We start from the raw sequence: 19,202 nt of genomic DNA on the forward strand, positions 1-19,202 counted from the left end.
GCAAGTCTTTGCATCGCTACGGTGGGGGCATGGCCGAACCGGAGAAGCATCCGAAGACCGACCCCGCGATACGCGATCTGGACCCGCGGTCCTTGCGGGGGCTCGCGCATCCGCTGCGGATGCAGCTGCTGGATGCTCTACGCCGCTTCGGTCCTGCCACCGCGTCCCAACTGGCCGACCGGCTGGGCGAGTCGAGCGGGGCGACCAGCTATCACCTGCGGCAGCTCGCCGCGCATGGGTTCGTGCAGGACGCGCCGGAGCACGGGAAGGGGCGGGAGCGCTGGTGGAAAGCGGTGCACGTCGGCACACGGATGACGTCCGAGCTGATCCACGACCCGGACCCCACGGTGCGCGGAGCGGTCGAGTCGATGCTGCACATGATGGCCGACCAGCACACCTCGGAACTCAACACGTTCCTGGGCACGCGGTACCAACTCCCCGAGGAATGGCGCGACGCGGCCGACATGAGCGGCTGGCGACTCAGTCTCACGCCCGATCAGGCGCGCGAGCTGAGTGAACGGCTGATGGAAGTGATCGAGAGCTATAAGCGCGACATGCCGGGCGAACGGGGGCCGGGCGAGCGAGCGTTCCGCGTGCAGCTGCACGCGTTCCCCCGTACCGACGAGGAGGACTCGAAGTGATACCCGAAGCGCATCTGTACGTACATCAGCAGCGCACCACCGAACTCCCGTACTCCGCCGCGGAGTTCAAGTCCGTCGAGCAGCCGTCCGGGATGCGTGTCCGCCTCGGCTGGACCCTGGTTCACGTGGGCCTGCGCCTGGCCGTCCCGGCGCGGACCGCCCCCGCGTTCAGCAGCTAGGGACGTCCCCGCCCTTGTCCAGCGCCCTGAGCGCCTCCACCGTCTGCTCCAGGGTGGTGACCGGGATCAGCCGGAGGCCCTTCGGCAGCTCGGCCTGAGCGTCCGAGCACTCGGCCTTCGGGACCAGGAAGACCGTGGCGCCGTCACGCTTGGCCGCCTGGGTCTTGAGCGAGACCCCGCCGACCGGGCCCACCTTGCCGTCCGCGTCGATCGTGCCCGTACCGGCGATAGAGCGGCCGCCGGTCAGATCGCCGCCCGCACCGTTGCCGTCGAGCTTGTCGACGATGCCCAGGGAGAAGAGCAGGCCCGCGCTCGGGCCTCCGATGCCGGCGAGTTCGAGGTCGACCTTGACCTTGCCGGGGTCCTCGTCCAGGTAGTTCAGGGCCGCCGCGACCGCGGAGTTCTGCGACTTCCGCATCTCGGCGACGTTGTGCTCCTCGATCTCCTCGACGCTGCCGCCGCTCGGATAGACGGCGTCGCGCGGCATCACCGCGCGGTCGGTGCGGAACCAGCCGTCGACCACGTCACCGAAGTCGACGTCGGCGTCCGGTCCGGTCGCGAGGATCGTGGTCATCCGCAGCTCGCCGTCCGTCTCGCGGGTCGGTGCACCCTCGATGGTGATCACCGGCTTGCCGTCGTGCTCACCGAGCACGTCCGAGGTCCCGCCGGGCTGGGCCACGGTGAACGGGAGCGGGGCGAGTCCGGCGACGGCGAGCAGCGCGGCGACGGGGACGGCGCTGAGGGCGAGGGCCGTGCGGCGGCTGAGGCGAATGAGCACGGGGTCAATCTAACGTGGGCGGCCCGGTCACCCGGCGAACAGGTCGCGCCGGGCGACGGTGAAGCGCCGCAGCGCGTCCGGCCGCGGGGCGGTCCCGATGCCCGGGCCGGTCGGCACGGACAGATGGCCGTCGTCGAGGACGAACGGCTCGGTGAGGTCCTCGGCGAAGTAGCGGCTCGAGGCCGAGGTGTCGCCGGGCAGCGTGAAGCCCGGCAGGGCGGCAAGCGCCAGGTTGGGCGCGCGGCCGATCCCGGTCTCCAGCATGCCGCCGACCCACGCCGGCACCCCGTGCGCGGCGGCGACGTCATGGAGACGGCGGGCCTCCAGGTAGCCGCCGACGCGGGCCGGCTTCACATTGACCACGCGGCAGGCGTCCATGGCGATCGCGGAGGCCGTGTCGCGGGCGTTGTGCAGGGACTCGTCCAGGCAGACGGGGGTGGTGATGCGCTGCTGCAGCAGGGCGTGCGCGTGCAGGTTGTTCTCGTCCAGGGGCTCCTCGATGAGCAGCAGCCCGAACGCGTCCAGTTTCCTCAGCTGCTCGGCGTCGGCCAGGCTGTACGCCGTGTTGGCGTCGACCTGCAGCGGCAGCGCGTCACCGAAGCGCTCGCGCACGGCCCGTACGGGCTCGACGTCCCAACCGGGCTCGATCTTCAGCTTGATGCGTACGTACCCCTCGGCGAGGTAGCGCTCGACGTCGTCGAGCAGTTCGGGGACCGAGTCCTTGATGCCGACCGAGACCCCGGCGGGCACGCGCTCGCGCACCGCGCCGAGGAAGGTGGCGAGCGACATCCCGTACGCCCGCAGCTCGGCGTCGAGGAAGGCCGTCTCGACCGCGGCCTTGGCCAGCTCGTGGCCCTTGACCTTCGCCATCACGGGGGCGAGGGCCGCGACGGCGGGCACGGGGAGCTCGGCGATCCTCGGCAGCAGGAAGTCGCGGATGACGGTCTCGGCGCCGGCCAGGAACTCCGAGCAGTAGTCGGGCGCCGGATCGGCCGCGAACTCCGACCAGCCCTCGGCCTCGTCCGTGACCACCCGCAGCAGGAAGGTGTCCTTCGCCGTCATCGTCCCGAAGGACGTACGGAAGGGGGTGACCAGCGGGATGGCCACGTGGAGGAGTTCGACGCGTTCGAGCTTCACGCCCGGGTCCTTTCCAGGGTGTACCAGCCGTCGCGGGACATCGAGGTGGCGGCGTACCCCTCGGCGAAGGCCTCGGTGAAGACCTCCCGTACCGCATGCCGCCAGCGCAGTCCGAGCTCCGGGTCGGCCGCCCTCAGCTTCACGATGTCGTCGGGGACGCGGCACCAGAGAGTGCCGGTGCCGTCGTATCTCGCGAGCGGGTCGCCGTCGGGGGCCGTGGCGAGGACCTCGCCGGTAGGGCGCGCGGGCTCATGGAGCTCCGCATCGGACCGGGTCAGGTCCCAGGTGACGGTGAGCCGGTCGCTCTCGTCGCCGTCGTTCAGGCCGTCGGCCATCGGTCCGTAGAAGTCGACGAGGTACTCGGTGCCCGTGCCGCCGAGCTTGACCAGATTGAAGCGGGCGTTACGTCCGACCAGCGGGTCGAACGTCCACCGCATGGTCCGCGCACCGCGCTGCACCGCCCAGTCCCGCTGCGCCCGCTTCACGACGAACCCGACGCCACGGTCGCTGGTGCGCGCGGCCGCCACGAACGAGTAGCAGTCCCGCGTGCCCGGCTCCCCGAACACGGCGACGGCCGCCCCGAGCAGCTCACCACCCGTGTTGTACGCGGCGTGCACGGCACCCCCGGCGTGCTCCAGGCTGTGCAGGACCTCGGCCGGATAGGGCGGCATGCTGCGGGGCGTCCGCCACACGTCGCAGAAGAAGTCGGCGACAGCGGCGATCCCGGCCACGTCGTGCACGGTACGGACGGTGACGGTCATGTCCCAATTGTGCCGTCGAACATGACCGGCCCCCCTGCGTCCTTGAGCCCCCGCACCAGCGACGCCAGACTGACCCGATGCCTTCAGACGCCCAACTGCCCGGTGTAAGCGCGGTGTTGTTCGACTCCGGTGGCGTGCTGATGCAGCCCCTGGGTGGCCGCTGGAACCCGCGCGCCGACTTCGAGCCGACGGTCCTGGCCCACTCCCCCGGGATCACCGACGGGCAGTTCGCCGAGGCCGTCGCGGCCGGTGACCGGTTCCTGGACGCGGCGACCGACACACCCCCGTACGACGACTACCACCGGATCCTGCTGGATCACCTCGGCATCGAGGGGACACCCGGACTGCTCGCGGAGCTCAGCCGTGAAGTCGACCCCGCCACGGTCCTGGAGGTCTTTCCCGACGTCCTGGGCACCCTGGACGAACTGGGGCGCCGCGGGGTGCGGATGGCGGTGGTGTCGGATGCCTGGCCGGAGCTCCCCGCACTGCACGACCGGCTCGGTCTGGGCGGTTACTTCGAGGCGTATGCGATCTCGGCGGTGCTCGGCTGCAACAAGCCGGACCCCCGGATGTACCACCACGCGAGCGAAGCGCTCGGGCTCGCACCCGCGCAGTGCCTGTTCCTGGACGACGATCCGGAGCTGGTCGCGGCGGCGATCGCGCTGGGCTACGAAGGGCTCGCGGTGAGCCGGCCCGGGGCTCCGGCGGGTGGGGCGGCTCCGGCCGGGGTCGCCTCGATCGGCTCGCTGTCCGAGCTCCTGGAGCTCTTCTGACGTCCAGCGTGCGGCCGGGCCCCTGGACCCGGCCCGGCTCACACCACGCGCCACCTCATCGCAGCCACTCCCCCAGCTTCCGCTCGCACGCCCGCAGCTGCTCCACCGGGACGAACTCTCCCGCCGTATGGGCCAAAGCGGGGTCGCCGGGGCCGAAGTTCAGGGCGGGGACACCGAGTTCGGTGAAGCGGGCGACGTCTGTCCAGCCGAGTTTGGGACGGGGTGTCGCGCCGAGGAAGGCCACCAGGGAGGCGATCGCCGGGCGGGCGAGGCCCGGCAGGGCGCCCGGCGCGGCGTCGGTGACGAGGAACTCGTCGTAGGCCGAGGACGGGAAGAGACCGCGTACGTACTCCTCCGCCTCCTTCGGTGAACGGTGCGGTGCGAAGCGGGCGTTGACCGTGATCACGCACTCGTCGGGGACGACGTTGCCGGCGACCCCGGCACGTACGGCGACGGCGCCGAGGCCCTCTCGGTACTCGAGTCCGTCGATCACCACCCGCTCGGGCTCGTGGTCGGCGAGACACTGCAGGATCGCCGCCGAGCGGTGGACCGCGTTGACACCCATCCAGGCGCGGGCGGTGTGGGCACGCGTGCCGCGGACCACGATGTCGGCCTCGAGGTAGCCCTGGCAGCCGGCCTCCACGCCCGCGTCGGAGGGCTCCATGAGGAGGGCGAAGTCGGCCGTGAGCAGGTCGGGGCGGTGAAGGGCGAGCCGGCGCAGACCATTGCGCTCGCCCTCGACCTCCTCGCACTCGTAGAAGATGTACGTGATGTCCCGTGCGGGCGCGGTGAGTTCGGCCGCCAGGCGCAGCGCGACGGCGACGCCGCCCTTCATGTCGCAGGCGCCCAGGCCGTGGATCCGTTCGCCCTCCAGACGGGAGGGGAGATTGTCCGCGGCCGGAACGGTGTCCAAGTGGCCGGCGACGATCACGCGTTCCGGGCGGCCGAGGTCGGTACAAGCCACGACCGTGTTGCCGAACCGCTCGACGGCGAGGTGCGGCAGTGCGGCGAGAGCCGACTCGACCGCGTCGGCGAGCGGGCCCTCGGCGCCGCTCTCGGAGGGGAGGTCCACCAACGCGCGGGTCAGCGCGACCACATCGGCGGTCAGATCAAGGTCGGGCGTCACTGCTGCTCCTGCTGGGGGTCGGTCCGTGCGGGCGTGTCCCCCAGCAGATCACACGGCGATCCCGCTACCGGAGCGCGTCCGCGACCTCGCGGGCCGCGTCCAGGACACGGGGCCCGACCCGCTCCGGGACCGAGTCGGACAGCATGACCACGCCGACGCTGCCCTCTATGCCGGTCACCCCGAGCAGCGGTGCCGCGGCGCCGCTCGCGCCGGCCTCCAACTCGCCGTGGGTGAGGGTGAAGCCGGGGTCGTCGACGAGTCCCTGGCGGGCGGCGAGTATCGCCTTGCCGGCCGCGCCGCGGTCCAGCGGATGACGGAAACCCGTGCGGTACGCGACGTGGTAGTCCGTCCAGGTCGGTTCGACGACCGCGACCGCGAGGGCCTCCGTGCCGTCGGCGAGCGTCAAGTGAGCGGTGGCGCCTATGTCTTCGGCCAGCGAGCGCAGCGCCGGCAGCGCGGCCTCGCGCACCAGCGGGTGCACCTGGCGGCCGAGGCTCAGGACACCGAGTCCGACGCGGGCGCGGCCGCCCAAGTCGCGGCGTACCAGCGCGTGTTGCTCGAGCGTGGCAAGGAGGCGGTAGACGACGGTGCGGTTGACACCGAGCTTGGTGGACAGTTCGGTGACGGTCAGTCCGTGGTCCGTGTCGGCGAGCAGCTTGAGGACACGCAGTCCCCGGTCGAGCGTCTGGGAGGTCTCCGCGGTCACGACGCCCTCTCCTTAAGGTGAGTGGCGACGGCCTTGTACGCGGCGGTGTCCGCGATGAGCGGGTCACCCCGTCGCCGGTCCCGTCGGCGACGCGCGTCAGAGGCCGCCGGTCATCAGCTCCACGGAAGGCCTGACTCCCCCGTCGAGCTCACGCACCGGCTGCGCTCCGCGGCGGCGCTGCCACGGGGCGTGTGCGTTGCCGGGACAGTAGCGAGCGGGTCCGCTGAGCGGAAGACTCCGTCCAGAATCCGGGCACTCGGCGACGAAGGGCCGGGAGGTACGGGCTGTTTGCCGGGAAGATCCCGCGGCGGCGAGGCCCTTGGTCCTCAGGCCCCCGACCCGAGTTTCCGCCCGATGACCACCATCGCCGCACCCACACCGAGGATGAGCAGCGCTCCCACCACGGTCCAGAGCCCGGGCATCAGGGGCGAGACCAGGAACACCGCCACGACGAGCACGGCACACAGGGCGGCGAGCGTGGTGCGGCGGTACTTCATGGCAGGACCTCGGTCGGCGGGGACGGCGGAGTCGGCGGGCGGCCGCGGCTCGCCCGGCCGGTCCCGACACCAACGTAATGATCAAATAAGGGCCCATCGAGCAGCGGAAGTCCCGGGCCCGGGAGCAAAGGTCCCGGGCCGGGTGGCGACGAAGGTCCCGAATGAGGCCATACGCACCGCACACCGCGCGCGACGAGTCCTCACTTCATCCGGGTCGCCCACTCCTGCACCTTGGCGATCCGCTGCCGCAGCTGACCGGCCGTGGCCTCCGCGCTCGGCGGGCCGCCGCAGGTCCGGCGCAGCTCGGTGTGGATCACGCCATGGGGTTTGCCGGACTGGTGGACGTACGCACCGACCATCGTGTTGAGCTGCTTGCGCAGTTCGAGCATCTCCTTGTGGGAGACGACCGGACGGCGCTCCGCCGGCATCTCGAGCAGATCGGCCTCTTCGGCGGGCTTCTTGCGGCTGTGCGCGATCTGCCGCTGCTGGCGCTTCTGCAGCAGCAGCTCGACCTGGTCGGGTTCGAGCAGGCCGGGGATGCCGAGGTAGTCCTGCTCCTCCTCGCTGCCGGGGTGGGCCTGCATGCCGAACTCGGCGCCGTTGTACATCACCCGGTCGAAGACCGCGTCGGACTCCAGCGCCTCGAACGGCAGCATGTCCTGCTCGCCGGTGTCCTCGTCCTGCTCCTTGTTGGCCTCGTCCATCTCGGCCTCGGACTCCGCGTACGGGTCCTCCTCGCCGTCCTTCTTCGGCTTGTCGAGCACATGGTCGCGCTCGACCTCCATCTCGTTGGCGAAGCCGAGCAGGTCCGGGATGGTGGGCAGGAAGACGGACGCGGTCTCGCCGCGGCGACGCGACCGTACGAAACGGCCGACGGCCTGCGCGAAGAACAGCGGTGTCGAGATGGTCGTGGCGTACACCCCGACCGCGAGGCGCGGCACGTCGACGCCCTCGGACACCATGCGGACCGCGACCATCCACCGGTCGGTGCCCTCGCTGAAGTCGTCGATCCTCTTCGACGCCCCGGCGTCGTCGGAGAGCACCAGGGTGGCCTTGGTCCCGGTGATCTCGCGGATCAACTTCGCGTACGCACGCGCCGATTCCTGGTCGGAGGCGATCACCAGACCGCCCGCGTCATGGATGGACTTACGGACTTCGGTGAGGCGCTGATCGGCGGCGCGCAGCACGTTGGGCATCCAGTCGCCGCGCGGGTCGAGCGCCGTGCGCCAGGCCTGGCTGATGGCGTCCTTCGTCATGGGCTCGCCGAGCCGGGCCGCGATCTCGTCGCCCGCCTTCGTACGCCAGCGCATATTGCCGCTGTACGAGAGGAAGATGACGGGCCGCACGACGCTGTCGGCGAGCGCGTTGCCGTAGCCGTACGTGTAGTCCGCAGACGAGCGCCGGATGCCGTCCCTGCCCTCTTCGTACTGGACGAAGGGGATCGGGTTGGTGTCCGAGCGGAACGGGGTGCCGGTCAGCGCGAGGCGACGGGTGGCCGGCTCGAAGGCTTCCAGGCAGGCCTCGCCCCAGGACTTGGAGTCACCGGCGTGGTGGATCTCGTCGAGGATGACCAGGGTCTTGCGCTGCTCAACGCGGTTGCGGTGCAGCATGGGCCGCACGCCGACACCCGCATAGGTCACGGCGACGCCGTGGTACTCCTTGCTGAGCGGGCCCGCGCTGTACTCCGGGTCCAGCTTGATCCCTATCCGGGCCGCGGCGTCCGCCCACTGCTTCTTCAGGTGCTCGGTCGGAGCGACCACGGTCACTTGCTGCACCACATGGTGGTGCAGCAGCCAGGAGGCGAGGGTCAGCGCGAAGGTCGTCTTGCCGGCGCCGGGGGTGGCGACGGCGAGGAAGTCCCTCGGCTGCTCCTGCACATACCGCTCGAGGGCCCCTTGCTGCCAGGCGCGCAGCTTGTTGGCCGTACCCCAGGGGGCACGGCCCGGGAACGCAGGTGAGAGGTGGTGCGAGCTGCTGGTGGCGGTGGTAGTCACGGTCTCCGGTTCGGCAGGTCGGCGGCGTGGGACTGACGGTCGGGGGCCGGCGACGGACGGGTGCCGGCTCCGTATGACAACCGGGCCACCTTACCGGGGCGGATGTTTCGGTCCGGGCGCAACGAGCCGGGTCGGAGCCGGGTGCGAGATGGGTCACACGCGACAGGGGGCGGCTTGGGTCACCTGAGCGATTCCTCAGAAGTACGCAGCCGTCAGCCCCGCACAGCGGGCGTACGCAGCCGACCCGCCACCCACACCCCCACCGCCGCGACCAGCACCGACAGCACGAACACCGAAGCGAACGCCACCGCGGGCCCGCCCGTCGCCGCATCCGCCCCGTGCCCGGAGAGCGCACCCCCGCCCAGCGCCGCGAAGGCCGCGCCGCCGCCCGCGAGGAGCAGGGCGTTGGACAGGCCGTCGGATATCTGGAGCGCCGCGGAATTCGAGCCCGCTTCCGTCGGGGCGGACAGGCTCAGGAGCAGGACGCTCGTCGAGGAGATCACCAGGCCCATACCGAAGCAGCCCCAGGCCCAGGCGAGCGCGATGATCCAGACCGGGACGGAGTCGATCAGAACGGCCGGGGCCGTCGCTATCGCCGCGGTGACCAGGACCATGCCGAGGCGGACCAGCGGCTCGCGGCGGTCTTCGAGGCGCGGACGGGACTGGAGGTACGAGCCGAGCGCCCAGGTCGCGCCGCCGACCGCGAGGGCGAGACCTGCCATGGTCAGGGAGAGACCGCGCCGTGAGACCAGCATCAGCGGGATGAAGGACTCCGCGGCGATGAACGAGCCCGCCGCGAGCCCCCGCAGCAGGATCACCGAAGGAAGCCCGCGCCCCGCACGGAACGTGCCGGGCGGCAGCAGCGCGAGCACCGACGGGACGAGCACCGCGAGCCCGGCCGCCGCGGGCAGCACCGAGAACGGGCGCAGATCCTGGCCCGCGTACTGAAGGAGGCCCGCGCCGAGCGAGATGCCGAGCGCGAGACGGATCCGGCGGGACTCGAAGAGCGCGGGCGCGCCGTCCGGCGGACCCCCTGCGTTGGTCCGTATCGCCGGCAGCGCGAGCAGCAGCGGGAGCGCCACCAGGGCCGGGATGCCGAGGAACACCCAGCGCCAGCCGAGGTGTTCGGTCACCGTCCCCGCCACCAGCGGGCCGACGATCGCCGGGACGACCCAGCCCGCCGCGAACGCCGCCATGATCGCGGGCCGAAGCCGCTCCGGATAGGCGCGGCTGACCACCACGTACAACGCGACGATCACCAATCCACCGCCGAACCCCTGCACCGCGCGCCCTGCGATGAACAGCCACATCGCCCCCGCCGTCCCGGACAGCAGCAGCCCCGCCGCGAACGCGCCGATCCCCGCCGCCAGCGCCCCGAGAGGTCCCCGCCGGTCGGCCCACTGGCCGGCCAGGACCATGCCGAAGAGCGAGGTCGTGAAGTACCCCGAGAACGCGAAGCCGTAGAGCGCGACCCCGTCCAACTCCCGTGCCGCCACCGGCATAGCGGTGCCGACGGCGGTCGCCTCGAAGGCGATCAGGACGACGACCGAGACGATCCCGACGCTCAGAGCGCGCAGGCGCCGCCCCAGCACCCCTTCGTCCGGGGTGGCGAGGCTCGGGGGCGCAACGCTGCGCGATTCGACGGCGGTCATGCGAAGAACCGTACGGTCCGGCACTGACAACCGCGCCTGACCAGGGACGGGACCTTCCTCGTCCGTTGGTCCTACGCCCCGAAGCCGCGCCGCGGCGGTCCCGAAGCCGCGCCGCGGCGGTCCCGGAGCGGCGCCGCGGCGGTCCCGAAGCCGCGCCGGAGCGTGAACGCGGCATGGCAGTCGTATTGCGGCCCCCGCCGTTCCCTTGGCCACGGTCCGACGCCCGCCTACCGTCGAGCACATCAACACGGCCGTGTGCCCGAGTGGTTCAGGGACTTGCCTGCAAAGCAAGTAACGCGGGTTCGATTCCCGCCACGGCCTCCGGTGCGGCAGCGCGTACGGCGGGACCCTGGTGTTCAGCACCCGGGGACCCGCCGTACTCACGACTGTCTCGAGCCCGCCCCAGTCTCCGACAGCTCGAGCCGCCACATGATCTCCCCGTCGTGCACGACATCCGTGGAGACGAGCCCGGCAGCCGCGGCGACCGCCGCGGAGGCGTGATGATCCGGGTGCACATGGGCGATCACGGCGGCGATGCGCTCGACGGGTTCCTGCGCCAGCGCCGCCACCAGCGCGCAGGCCGCCTCCCGCGCGATGCCCCGCCCCTGCCACGGGGTGCCCACGGTCCAGGCGATCTCGGCGATACGGGAGTCCTCCGCGTAACCCGACAGATGCGCCGGCGCGGGACCGACCGTCGCCTGCACCGCCCCCACGAACCGCCGCTGGGCGCAGAGTTCGACCACCCAGTTGCACCAGGTCACCTGCGGGTCCGGGGAACCGGCCGCCCACCGCTCGTACCGCGCCCGCAGCTCCCCCTCGTCCTCGGGCGCGCCCCCGATGAACGTGTGCAGCGCGGGATCCCCGAGCACCCGCGCCATCTCGGCGGCGTACTCGGCCTTCACCGGCAGCAACCTCAGCCGGGGCGTGCGCAGTTCACGGAGTATCAAGCGGTGTCCTCATGCGACGACCGGTCGGCGATGGCCGCGTGCGGCCGGTCGACAGTGTGGTCGTGCGGCCGGTCGGCGGCGTGGCCGTGCGGCCGGTCGGCGGTGTCCTCGTGCAGCCAGCTGGTGAGCAGCACCCGCCGCCCGTCGGACTCGATCCACTCGGCCTCGTCCTCGACCATCCGGTAACCGGTCGCGGTCGCGACGGCCCGGCTCGCGAGGTTGTCCTCGTCGATCTGCAGCCTGAGCTCGCGCAGCCCCAACTCCTCATGCGCGTACGAGGTGAGCAGCCGCGTGGCCCGTACGGCCAGGCCGCGGCCGCGGTGCTCGGGCCCGATCGCGTAGCCGAGGGTGCCGTCCTCCAGGTTCACCATGACCTCGCCGAGCGGCAGTCCGCCGTCGGTGGTGACCGCGAACCGCAGCCGGGTGCCGGCCGCGCGCTTCTCGCGTGCGGTCGCCAGATGCGCCTCGGCCTGCGCAGCACCGAAGGGCACGGGAAGGGGCGTGAACCGGGCGACGTCGTCGTTGTCGAAGATCTTCACCATGGCGTCGACGTCGTCGTCACGCCATTCCCGCAGCACGAGCCCGTCCCCTTCGACGACCACGGCATCCCCGCTCACGACAGTCACGCGGGCCCCTCCCTCAGCTCAGAGCCTGTTTCTGCTACGGAGCATACGTGCGCTCCCGCACGGGTGAGCCGGGTCACATCAACTGCCCTGTCACAGCTTCGGACCCGGCGGCATCTCGTGGTTGTCAGCAGCTCACACCACCGCATACGAGGAGCCCGCCATGACCGCACGACTGAACCTCTTCACCAACGAACTCGCCGCGAAGCACCTCAAGTACCTGGTCTCCGCGGGCAAGGTCCTCACCGACTCGTCGCTGCCGACCTCCCTCCAGGAGCTCGTCTCGCTGCGGGTCAGCCAGATCAACGGCTGCGCGATGTGCGTCGACATCCACACCAAGCACCTGGCGCACGAGGGCGAGGACGCGGTCCGTATCAACCTGGTCCCGGCCTGGCGCGAGGCCACGGTGTACACGGACGCGGAACGCGCCGCCCTGGAACTCGCGGAGCAGGCAACCCGCATCGCGGACGCGGCGGGCGGCGTCTCGGACGAGGCGTGGGCTCACGCGGCCAAGTACTACACGGAGGACGAACTGGCGGGCCTGGTCTCGCTGATCGCCCTGATGAACGCGATGAACCGCCTCAATGTGACGGTCCGGAACCCGGCCGGGTCGTACGTGGTCGGGCAGTTCTGACCGGACTCAGGAGGAGGCCACCGCCGCCTGCGGCCTGATCGGCAGCCGGTTCACCGGGCGGCCCGTGGCCGCCCGTACGGCTCCCGCGACCGCCGCCGGCGCCGTGACCACCGGGACCGCCGAGGCGGCCTTGGCGCCGAAGGGGGCCACCACGTCGCGCTCCTCGACGAGCTTGACGATGCGGATATCGGGCGCGTCCAGGGCGGTCGGCAGTGCGTAGCCCGTCAGGTCCGGATGGCGGACCACGCCGCGCGGGGTGCGGAGGTTCTCCGTCAGCGCCGCGCCGACGCCCTGGGTCACGCCCGCTTCGATGCGGGCCGCCAGCTGGGCGGGGTTGAGCACACGGCCGACGTCCTGGGCCACGGCGAGCTCGACGACGCGGATGGAGCCGAGCTCCACGTCCACGTCGACCACCGCGCGGATGGCGCAGAAGGCAAGGCCCACGAAGGCGTCGCCCTGGCCCGTCTCGTCCAGCGGCTCGGTGGGGTGCGGGCGGCACTGGGCGGTGGCCCAGAGTTCCTTGCCGTCCATCGCCTCGGTGACGGTCGTGGACAGGACACCGTCGTACGAGGTGATCTTGCCGTCGGCGATCTGGAGCAGCTCCGTGGACATGCCGAACTTGGCGGCCAGGGGCTGCAGTAGCTGGGTGCGGACCATCTTCGCGGCGCGTTCGACGGCTCCGCCGGAGACCCACGTATGACGGCTGCGGCAGCCCGCGCCCGCGGGCGGCTGGTCGGTGTCGACAGCGGCGACGTGGACCTCTTCGATGCCCAGGGTCTCCTGGACGATCTGACGGGCGAGGGTGGAGAAGCCCTGGCCGGTTTCGACGGCCGCGCAGATCACGGTCGCGACGCCGTCCTGGACCTTCACGGTCGCGGTCGATACCTCGTCCGCGCCTTCCGCGCCGAGCATGTGCACCATGCCGAGCGCGTAGCCGACGCCGCGGCGCACCGCGCCCGGTTCGCCCGCGCCCTCGGGGCCGCCGGGGAGGATCCACTCCTCTTCCGAGGTGTCCTTGGGGAGCGGCGGGAGGTCGAAGTCCCTTACGGCGCGCAGGAGTTCGGCGACCGGGGCAGGGCAGGTCACCGTCTGCCCCGTGGGCAGGATGTCGCCCGTCGCCATCACATTGCGCAGCCGCAGCTCCGCCGGGTCCACGCCCAGCTTCGCGGCCAGCTTGTCCATCTGCGCCTCGTACGCGGCGCAGACCTGGAGCGCGCCCTCACCCCGCACGTGCCCGGAGGGCGGGTTGTTGGTGCGCACCGCCCAGCCCTCGATGAAGGCGTGCGGCACGACGTACGGACCGCAGGCGAAGGCCACGGCCGCGGCGAGCGATTCGGAGGACGCGTCCGCGTAGGCGCCCGCGTCGAGCAGGATCTGCGCCTCGACCTTGACCAGGCGGCCCTCGGCGTCCGCGTGGTGGCGGTAGCGCAGCAGCGTCGGGTGCCGGTGGGCGTGGCCGAGGAAGGACTCCTCGCGGGTCGCGGTGAGCTTGACCGGGCAGCCGGTCTTCAACGCGAGCAGCCCGAGCGGGAGTTGGAAGCCGGGGTCCTCGCGGTCGGCGGTCGCGCCGGGCACACCCGTGACGACGACCTTCACGCGGTCGGGCTCCAGGCCGTAGCAGGCGGCGGCCAGATCGCGGTCGGAGTGCGGGTCGGTGGAGGCCACGTAGAGCTCCACGCCACCGTCCGGGCGCGGTACCGCGAGGCCCGCCTCGGCGCCGATGGGGGCGGGGTCCTGGCGGCCGATGCGGTAGAGGCCTTCGACGATCACCTCGCCGCTCGCCTCGGCGTCCCCGTACTGCAGCGGGATATGCCGGATTAGATTGCCGTCGGGGTGCAACGGCTCGGCGGCGAAGGCCTGTTCCGGGTCCGTGACCGGTTCGAGCACCTCGTACTCGACGACGATCGCGGCGGCGGCCATGCGTGCGGTGTCCGGGTGGTCCGCGGCCACGGCGGCGATGGGCTCGCCGTGGTGGCGTACGAGCTCGGAGGCGAAGACGGGACGGTCCGCGATCCGCCGCCCGTGCGCGGCGTCACCGGGCACGTCCTTGTGCGTCACGACCGCGTGCACGCCCGGCATCTGCTCGGCGCCCGAGGTGTCGATGGAGGTGATCCGCGCGTGCGGGTGCGGGGAGCGCAGGATCGCGGCCCACAGCAGGCCCTCGGCCCACAGGTCGGAGGCGTACGGGAACGTGCCCTCCGTCTTCGCCCGCGCGTCCGCGGGCGCCAGCGAGGCACCGAGGCCGTGGCTCTTCTCCTCGGCGGCGGGTGCGGTGACCGTCTCGTTGCTCACGCCCGGCCTCCGCCCTGCGAGTAGGTGACGCCACCGGCACCCGGGGGCGCCTGGTGCGGGATACGTGCCTGATCGTCGGTTTCGTCCTCAGGGACGGCCGACTGCCGCTCGGCGACCACGTCCTTGACCGCTTCGAGTACGCCCTTGTAGCCGGAGCAGCGGCAGAGGTTGCCGCACAGCGCCTGGCGGGCCTCGCGTTCGGTCGGCTGCGGATTGCCTTCGAGCAGGTCGTGCACGGTCATCGCCATGCCCGGCACGCAGAAGCCGCACTGCACGGCGCAGCTCGCGGCGAGCGCCCGCTGCACGTCGGATGGCTGTCCTTCGTCGGCGAGGCCTTCGACCGTACGTACCTCACTGCCCGCGGCCGTCGCGGCGGGCACGAGACAGGAGGCCACGAGGCGGCCGTCGACCTGCACCGCGCACGCGCCGCACTCGCCCTGCGAGCAGCCGTCCTTGGCGCCGGCGAGGCCGAGGCGCTCGCGCAGCACGTAGAGCAGCGATTCGCCGATCCAGGCGTCGGTGACGGGGCGGTCGGCGCCGTTCACACGCAGCACGTAGGAGGAGAGGGGGTGTTCGTCGCCGAAGGCGGAGACAGCGGCGGCGGGCTCGGACCCGTCCGGCTGCCCGCCGTCGTCCGGGGTGACCTCGGCGGCGTCCTGCGCGTCCTGCGCGGACGGCTCGTCGGCGGCGGGGTCCGGCTGTGCGTCCCGCTGCCTCACGTCCGCTTCCGCGGGCTGTTCCGCGGCCGGCATCGCTTCGGGGGCGGCGGGCTCGTCGTGCGCGGCCGGCTCCCCGTTCTGCGAAGCGTCCTGCGAGGCGTCCTGCGAGGCGTCCTGCGAAGCAGGCTGCGGAGCGTCCTGCGGCACGGCCTGGGCCCACGGCGCCGGAGCACCGCCCGGCAGGGTCGCGGGTGCGCGGTCCGCCCACTGGTCGACCAGCGAGGAAGAGGTGAACTCGCCCGATTCATCCGGAAGATCACCTTGGGCCAGCGGAATCGACCACTGCCCGGTGACCTGCGAAGGACCGGGCTCGGGCGCCGCCTGGGCGGCCGCCTCCGTGAACGACCACTGCCCGGTCATGCCCGCCTCGTGCTGCGGCGCGGGCTGCTGGGGCGCGTTCGGCTCGGGCCACTGGACGGGCGCGGGGGCGGGCTCGGGAGCGGAGACGGGCTCCGTGCCCATCTGCGGCACCAGCGAAGGGATCACGAAGGTCCCGGTGGCCGCCGGATCGGCGGCGGCACCCGGCACGACCGAGATCTGCGGCGGTACGAAGCTGCCGCCGGGCGCCGCGAGCGGCGCGTCCGCGAAGCCCTCGGGCAGGGCGACGAAGGCCGTCGCGTCGCCGTCGTACTCGCCCTGGCTCGTGGGCTGCCAGCCGCCGTGCCCATACGAGCCGTGCGCATCGTTCCCGTACCCGTGCGCATCGTCCCCGTACGAGCCGTGCGCACCGTTCCCGTACGAGCCCTCGCCCTGCTGCCCGTTGCTCACCTGTCCGCCGCTTCCGTACCCGTCCCCGTAACCGGGAGCGCCGTTGCCTTCCGTACCGCTCATGCCAGCGCCCTCCCCAGTGCCCGCCGCGCCAGCACGGAAACCGTGCGCCTGAGCTGCTGGACGGCGGGCGGCAGTTCCTGCGGGGTGCCGTCCGGCGCCTGGTCGGGGATGCAGGCCGCGGCGACATAGTCACCGAAGGCGTGCAGCGCCTCGGGTGCAAGCGCACGGTCGGCGTCCCAGTCGATCAGGGAGGCGACCCAGCGCTCGGCCTCGAGCGGACGCAGCGGCATCGGCGCGACCGCACCCACCGCACACCGCACCCCGCGACGCGCGGGGTCGAGCACGAGGGCGACGGAGGCGAGAGCGCGTCCGGGGCCGGTGCGGCCGGTCGCCTTCAGGTAGACCTGCGGGGCGTGCAGGAGCGGAATCCGTACGTAGCCGATGAGTTCACCGCCGCGCAGCCGCTCCATCCCCGCGAGCAGATGCGAGACGGGCACCTCACGGCGCGCGCCACCGGGTCCCGCGACGATCAGGTCGGCCTCGAGCGCGGCGAGGACGGGCAGCGAGTCACCGGTCGGGGCGGCGGTGGCGATGTTGCCGCCGAGCGTCCCGGCGTTACGGATCGTGGGCGGCCCGGCCGCACGCGCGGCGGCGGCAAGGGCGGGGATCAGGGCGGCGAAGTCGGGGCGGCCCATGCGGGCGTGGGTGAGTCCCGCGCCGAGCAGCGCGTGGCCGTCCTGGTACTGCCAGCCGCGGATCTCGTTGATCTTCCCGAGTCCGACCAGACCGGCGGGCCTCAGCTGCCCCTTGTTCACCGAGGCCATCAGATCGGTGCCGCCGGCCACGGGCACGGCGGCGGGCATGGCGGAGAGTGCCGCGACCGCCTCGTCGAGCGAGGTCGGCAACGTCACGGACTGCGCCACCTGCGGTGCGTGCGTGGTCAAGACCGGCTGCCCCTTCCCGTGCCCGACTCATGAGGCCGTGGTGTGTCTGTTGCGCCGTACGGTACGTGCTCACAGGCCGGACGTGGCAACTCTGGCACATCTTCCGTACCCGCCGACGGTGGGGTCCACTAGGACCCTTTCGCACGGGAATTCACGTAATGCCCGGATTTCAGGCGCCATTGCCGACCAGCGCTTCTGGCCGCTCACGGCGCGCTCGCGCCACCGGACGCCCACGCTCCCAGGGCCGCACCCCTGGGACACATGGGTCGTGCACACCTCACACGTTTGGGGGCGCCCCCTCGATCGGGCGTCCGAGCACACCGGGTCGCCGCTGCCACGGCAACGGGCCACCGGGCGGCCTGAAGTCGACGCCGAGCGCCTCAAGTCGGGCGTAGTGAGCGGTCATTCGCCGCTCGAACCCGGCGAAGTCACGCTCCCCCGACGGCCCGAGCTCACTCCAGGCCACCTCGGCGAAGGCCGAAAGCCGGGGAAACGCCTGGTAGTCGACGCGCGCCGCGTTCTCCATGACCTCGGTCCACAGATTCGCCTGCGTCCCGAGCACATGCGCGGCCTCGCCGGCGGACAGCTGCGGCGGCACGGGCTCGAAGCGGTACACGTCCTCGAGCGTCCGTACGTATCCGATCGGCACCGGCTCGTCCGCGCCGCCGTCCTGCCGGTGGTCCAAGTACACCTGCTGCTCGGGGCACATGACGACATCGTGTCCCGCCTGCGCGGCCGCGATCCCGCCCGCGTGCCCGCGCCAGCTGGACACCGCCGCACCCTCGGCGAGCCCGCCTTCGAGGATCTCGTCCCAGCCGATGAGCCGCCGGCCCTTGTGAGCGAGCCACTGGTCGAAGTGCCGGATGAACCACGACTGCAGCTCGTCCTCGTCCTTGAGCCCCAGCTCCCGCATCCGCTCCTGCGCGAACGCGGACTGCTTCCACTGCTCCTTGGGGCACTCGTCGCCGCCGATGTGCACGAAGGGCGAGACGTCCTCGGGGAAGAGGCCGAGCAGTTCCTCGAAGACCCCTTCGTAGAACCGCAGCACGTCCTCGGACGGCGCGAGCACGTTCGGATTGACTCCCCAGGTGTCCCAGACGCCCAGCGCCGCGGTGTCCACGACATCGCGGTTGCCGAGTTCGGGATACGCGGCGATCGCGGCCTGCGAGTGCCCGGGGATGTCGATCTCGGGGACGATCCGGATGTGCCGCTCCCGCGCGTACGCGACGATCTCGCGGATGTCGTCCTGCGTGTAGAACCCGCCGTGCGGCCTGTCCTCCCACAGCGGCGAGGCGCGGTGCCCGTGCTTGGTGCGCGAGCGCCACGAGCCGACCTCGGTCAGGCGCGGGTGGCGCTTGATCTCGACGCGCCAGCCCTGGTCGTCGGTGAGATGGAGGTGGAACACGTTGAGCTTGTGCGCGGCCATCAGATCGAGGTACCGCAGTACGCCGTCCTTGGGCATGAAGTGCCGTGCCACGTCGAGCATCATGCCGCGCCAGCCGAAGCGGGGTGCGTCCTCGACGAGGACCTCCGGTATCCCCCACTCCTCGCGCCCGGCGCCGGGCGCACGGCGGAACGCCTCGGGCCCGAGCAGCTGCCGCAGGGTCTGCGCACCCCAGAACACCCCGGCCGCGCTGCCGCCCTCGATCCGTACGCCGTTGCCGGACCGCACGGTCAAGCGGTAGGCCTCGGGGGCCAGTTCGGCATCGATGCGCAGTGCGATGTCACCGCGTTCCGGCCCGGGGTCGAGCGGCAGACCGGTGGCCGCCCCGACAGTGGCGCGCAGCCAGCATGCGACACCTCGGGTGCCGGGGCCGGCGCACAGGGTGGATGCGGCGCCGAGCGGATACGTGCCGCCGGTGGTCCACTCATAGGTACTCGGAAGCGGTACGAGGGGCGGCAGTTCGTCAGGAGTCGTCATGGTCACGACCCTGTCACGTAGGTGGCATAGACAACGAGGCTGAAAAAAGAACCGGCCCCGGCGCGCGCCCGAGCACACACCGGAGCCGTACGGCCCGACGGAGCGGG

The 19,202-nt window shown here is 72.0% G+C and carries 18 protein-coding genes and 1 tRNA gene; 5 read left to right on the forward strand and 14 right to left on the reverse strand.

The window, feature by feature from the left end:
* Positions 1 to 29: 29 nt before the first annotated feature.
* Both ABT367_RS14795 and ABT367_RS14800 read left to right on the forward strand, forming a co-directional pair.
* Positions 30 to 641, forward strand: coding sequence for an ArsR/SmtB family transcription factor (locus tag ABT367_RS14795; RefSeq protein ID WP_352253241.1), 612 nt, complete (start codon positions 30 to 32; stop codon positions 639 to 641).
* Positions 638 to 820: a hypothetical protein gene (locus ABT367_RS14800; protein WP_352253243.1), complete on the forward strand. Its 183-nt coding sequence runs from the start codon at positions 638 to 640 to the stop codon at positions 818 to 820. Before ABT367_RS14795 ends, ABT367_RS14800 begins: the two co-directional genes overlap by 4 nt.
* On the opposite strand, the gene ABT367_RS14805 is transcribed toward ABT367_RS14800, so the two are convergent.
* Genes ABT367_RS14805 through ABT367_RS14815 form a run of 3 tightly spaced genes read right to left on the reverse strand, consistent with a single transcriptional unit; the run spans position 810 to position 3,496 of the window.
* Positions 810 to 1,598, reverse strand: a complete 789-nt coding sequence (locus ABT367_RS14805; RefSeq protein WP_352253245.1) for a S16 family serine protease — start codon at positions 1,596 to 1,598, stop codon at positions 810 to 812. The genes ABT367_RS14800 and ABT367_RS14805 overlap by 11 nt on opposite strands.
* 27 nt (positions 1,599 to 1,625) lie before the next feature.
* Positions 1,626 to 2,735, reverse strand: a complete 1,110-nt coding sequence (gene menC, locus ABT367_RS14810) for an o-succinylbenzoate synthase (protein WP_352253247.1) — start codon at positions 2,733 to 2,735, stop codon at positions 1,626 to 1,628.
* Positions 2,732 to 3,496: a chorismate synthase gene (locus tag ABT367_RS14815; RefSeq protein WP_352253249.1), complete on the reverse strand. Its 765-nt coding sequence runs from the start codon at positions 3,494 to 3,496 to the stop codon at positions 2,732 to 2,734. The genes menC and ABT367_RS14815 overlap by 4 nt, the downstream gene beginning before the upstream one ends.
* A 77-nt stretch (positions 3,497 to 3,573) precedes the next feature.
* Between ABT367_RS14815 and ABT367_RS14820 the strand changes: the two genes are divergently transcribed.
* Positions 3,574 to 4,269: an HAD family hydrolase gene (locus ABT367_RS14820; protein ID WP_352253251.1), complete on the forward strand. Its 696-nt coding sequence runs from the start codon at positions 3,574 to 3,576 to the stop codon at positions 4,267 to 4,269.
* A gap of 55 nt (positions 4,270 to 4,324) precedes the next feature.
* Here the strand turns inward: ABT367_RS14820 and dapE are convergent, their stop codons facing one another.
* From dapE to ABT367_RS14845, 5 genes are all read right to left on the reverse strand, one after another.
* Positions 4,325 to 5,395, reverse strand: coding sequence for a succinyl-diaminopimelate desuccinylase (gene dapE, locus ABT367_RS14825; RefSeq protein ID WP_352253253.1), 1,071 nt, complete (start codon positions 5,393 to 5,395; stop codon positions 4,325 to 4,327).
* Positions 5,396 to 5,459: 64 nt separating this feature from the next.
* Positions 5,460 to 6,101, reverse strand: coding sequence for an IclR family transcriptional regulator (locus ABT367_RS14830; RefSeq protein ID WP_165332228.1), 642 nt, complete (start codon positions 6,099 to 6,101; stop codon positions 5,460 to 5,462).
* Between the two features lie 326 nt (positions 6,102 to 6,427).
* Positions 6,428 to 6,598: a hypothetical protein gene (locus tag ABT367_RS14835; RefSeq protein WP_352253255.1), complete on the reverse strand. Its 171-nt coding sequence runs from the start codon at positions 6,596 to 6,598 to the stop codon at positions 6,428 to 6,430.
* 200 nt (positions 6,599 to 6,798) lie between these two features.
* A complete protein-coding gene (locus ABT367_RS14840; RefSeq protein WP_352253257.1) occupies positions 6,799 to 8,592 on the reverse strand; it encodes a DEAD/DEAH box helicase in 1,794 nt (597 codons plus the stop codon).
* A gap of 212 nt (positions 8,593 to 8,804) precedes the next feature.
* Positions 8,805 to 10,244: an MFS transporter gene (locus tag ABT367_RS14845; protein WP_352253259.1), complete on the reverse strand. Its 1,440-nt coding sequence runs from the start codon at positions 10,242 to 10,244 to the stop codon at positions 8,805 to 8,807.
* Between the two features lie 249 nt (positions 10,245 to 10,493).
* On the opposite strand from ABT367_RS14845, the gene ABT367_RS14850 reads away from it, so the two are divergent.
* A tRNA-Cys gene (locus ABT367_RS14850) sits at positions 10,494 to 10,565 on the forward strand.
* A 59-nt stretch (positions 10,566 to 10,624) separates the two neighbouring features.
* On the opposite strand, the gene ABT367_RS14855 is transcribed toward ABT367_RS14850, so the two are convergent.
* Positions 10,625 to 11,191, reverse strand: a complete 567-nt coding sequence (locus ABT367_RS14855) for a GNAT family N-acetyltransferase (RefSeq protein ID WP_352253261.1) — start codon at positions 11,189 to 11,191, stop codon at positions 10,625 to 10,627.
* Positions 11,188 to 11,817, reverse strand: a complete 630-nt coding sequence (locus tag ABT367_RS14860) for a GNAT family N-acetyltransferase (protein ID WP_352253263.1) — start codon at positions 11,815 to 11,817, stop codon at positions 11,188 to 11,190. The genes ABT367_RS14855 and ABT367_RS14860 overlap by 4 nt, the downstream gene beginning before the upstream one ends.
* A gap of 160 nt (positions 11,818 to 11,977) precedes the next feature.
* Between ABT367_RS14860 and ABT367_RS14865 the strand changes: the two genes are divergently transcribed.
* Positions 11,978 to 12,448, forward strand: coding sequence for a carboxymuconolactone decarboxylase family protein (locus tag ABT367_RS14865; protein ID WP_352253265.1), 471 nt, complete (start codon positions 11,978 to 11,980; stop codon positions 12,446 to 12,448).
* A 6-nt stretch (positions 12,449 to 12,454) separates the two neighbouring features.
* Here ABT367_RS14865 and ABT367_RS14870 read toward each other — a convergent pair whose 3' ends face one another.
* From ABT367_RS14870 to ABT367_RS14885, 4 genes are all read right to left on the reverse strand, one after another.
* Positions 12,455 to 14,740, reverse strand: a complete 2,286-nt coding sequence (locus ABT367_RS14870) for a xanthine dehydrogenase family protein molybdopterin-binding subunit (protein ID WP_352253267.1) — start codon at positions 14,738 to 14,740, stop codon at positions 12,455 to 12,457.
* Positions 14,737 to 16,290 carry a 2Fe-2S iron-sulfur cluster-binding protein gene (locus ABT367_RS14875; RefSeq protein ID WP_352253269.1) on the reverse strand — a complete coding sequence of 518 codons (1,554 nt, stop codon included), beginning with the start codon at positions 16,288 to 16,290 and terminating at the stop codon, positions 14,737 to 14,739. The genes ABT367_RS14870 and ABT367_RS14875 overlap by 4 nt, the downstream gene beginning before the upstream one ends.
* Positions 16,287 to 17,174, reverse strand: a complete 888-nt coding sequence (locus ABT367_RS14880) for an FAD binding domain-containing protein (protein ID WP_352253271.1) — start codon at positions 17,172 to 17,174, stop codon at positions 16,287 to 16,289. Before ABT367_RS14880 ends, ABT367_RS14875 begins: the two co-directional genes overlap by 4 nt.
* A 277-nt stretch (positions 17,175 to 17,451) precedes the next feature.
* Positions 17,452 to 19,095 carry a beta-N-acetylhexosaminidase gene (locus ABT367_RS14885; protein ID WP_352253273.1) on the reverse strand — a complete coding sequence of 548 codons (1,644 nt, stop codon included), beginning with the start codon at positions 19,093 to 19,095 and terminating at the stop codon, positions 17,452 to 17,454.
* Between the last annotated feature and the right edge of the window lie 107 nt (positions 19,096 to 19,202).

This window comes from Streptomyces mesophilus (assembly GCF_040300965.1).
Classification (GTDB): domain Bacteria; phylum Actinomycetota; class Actinomycetes; order Streptomycetales; family Streptomycetaceae; genus Streptomyces; species Streptomyces mesophilus_A.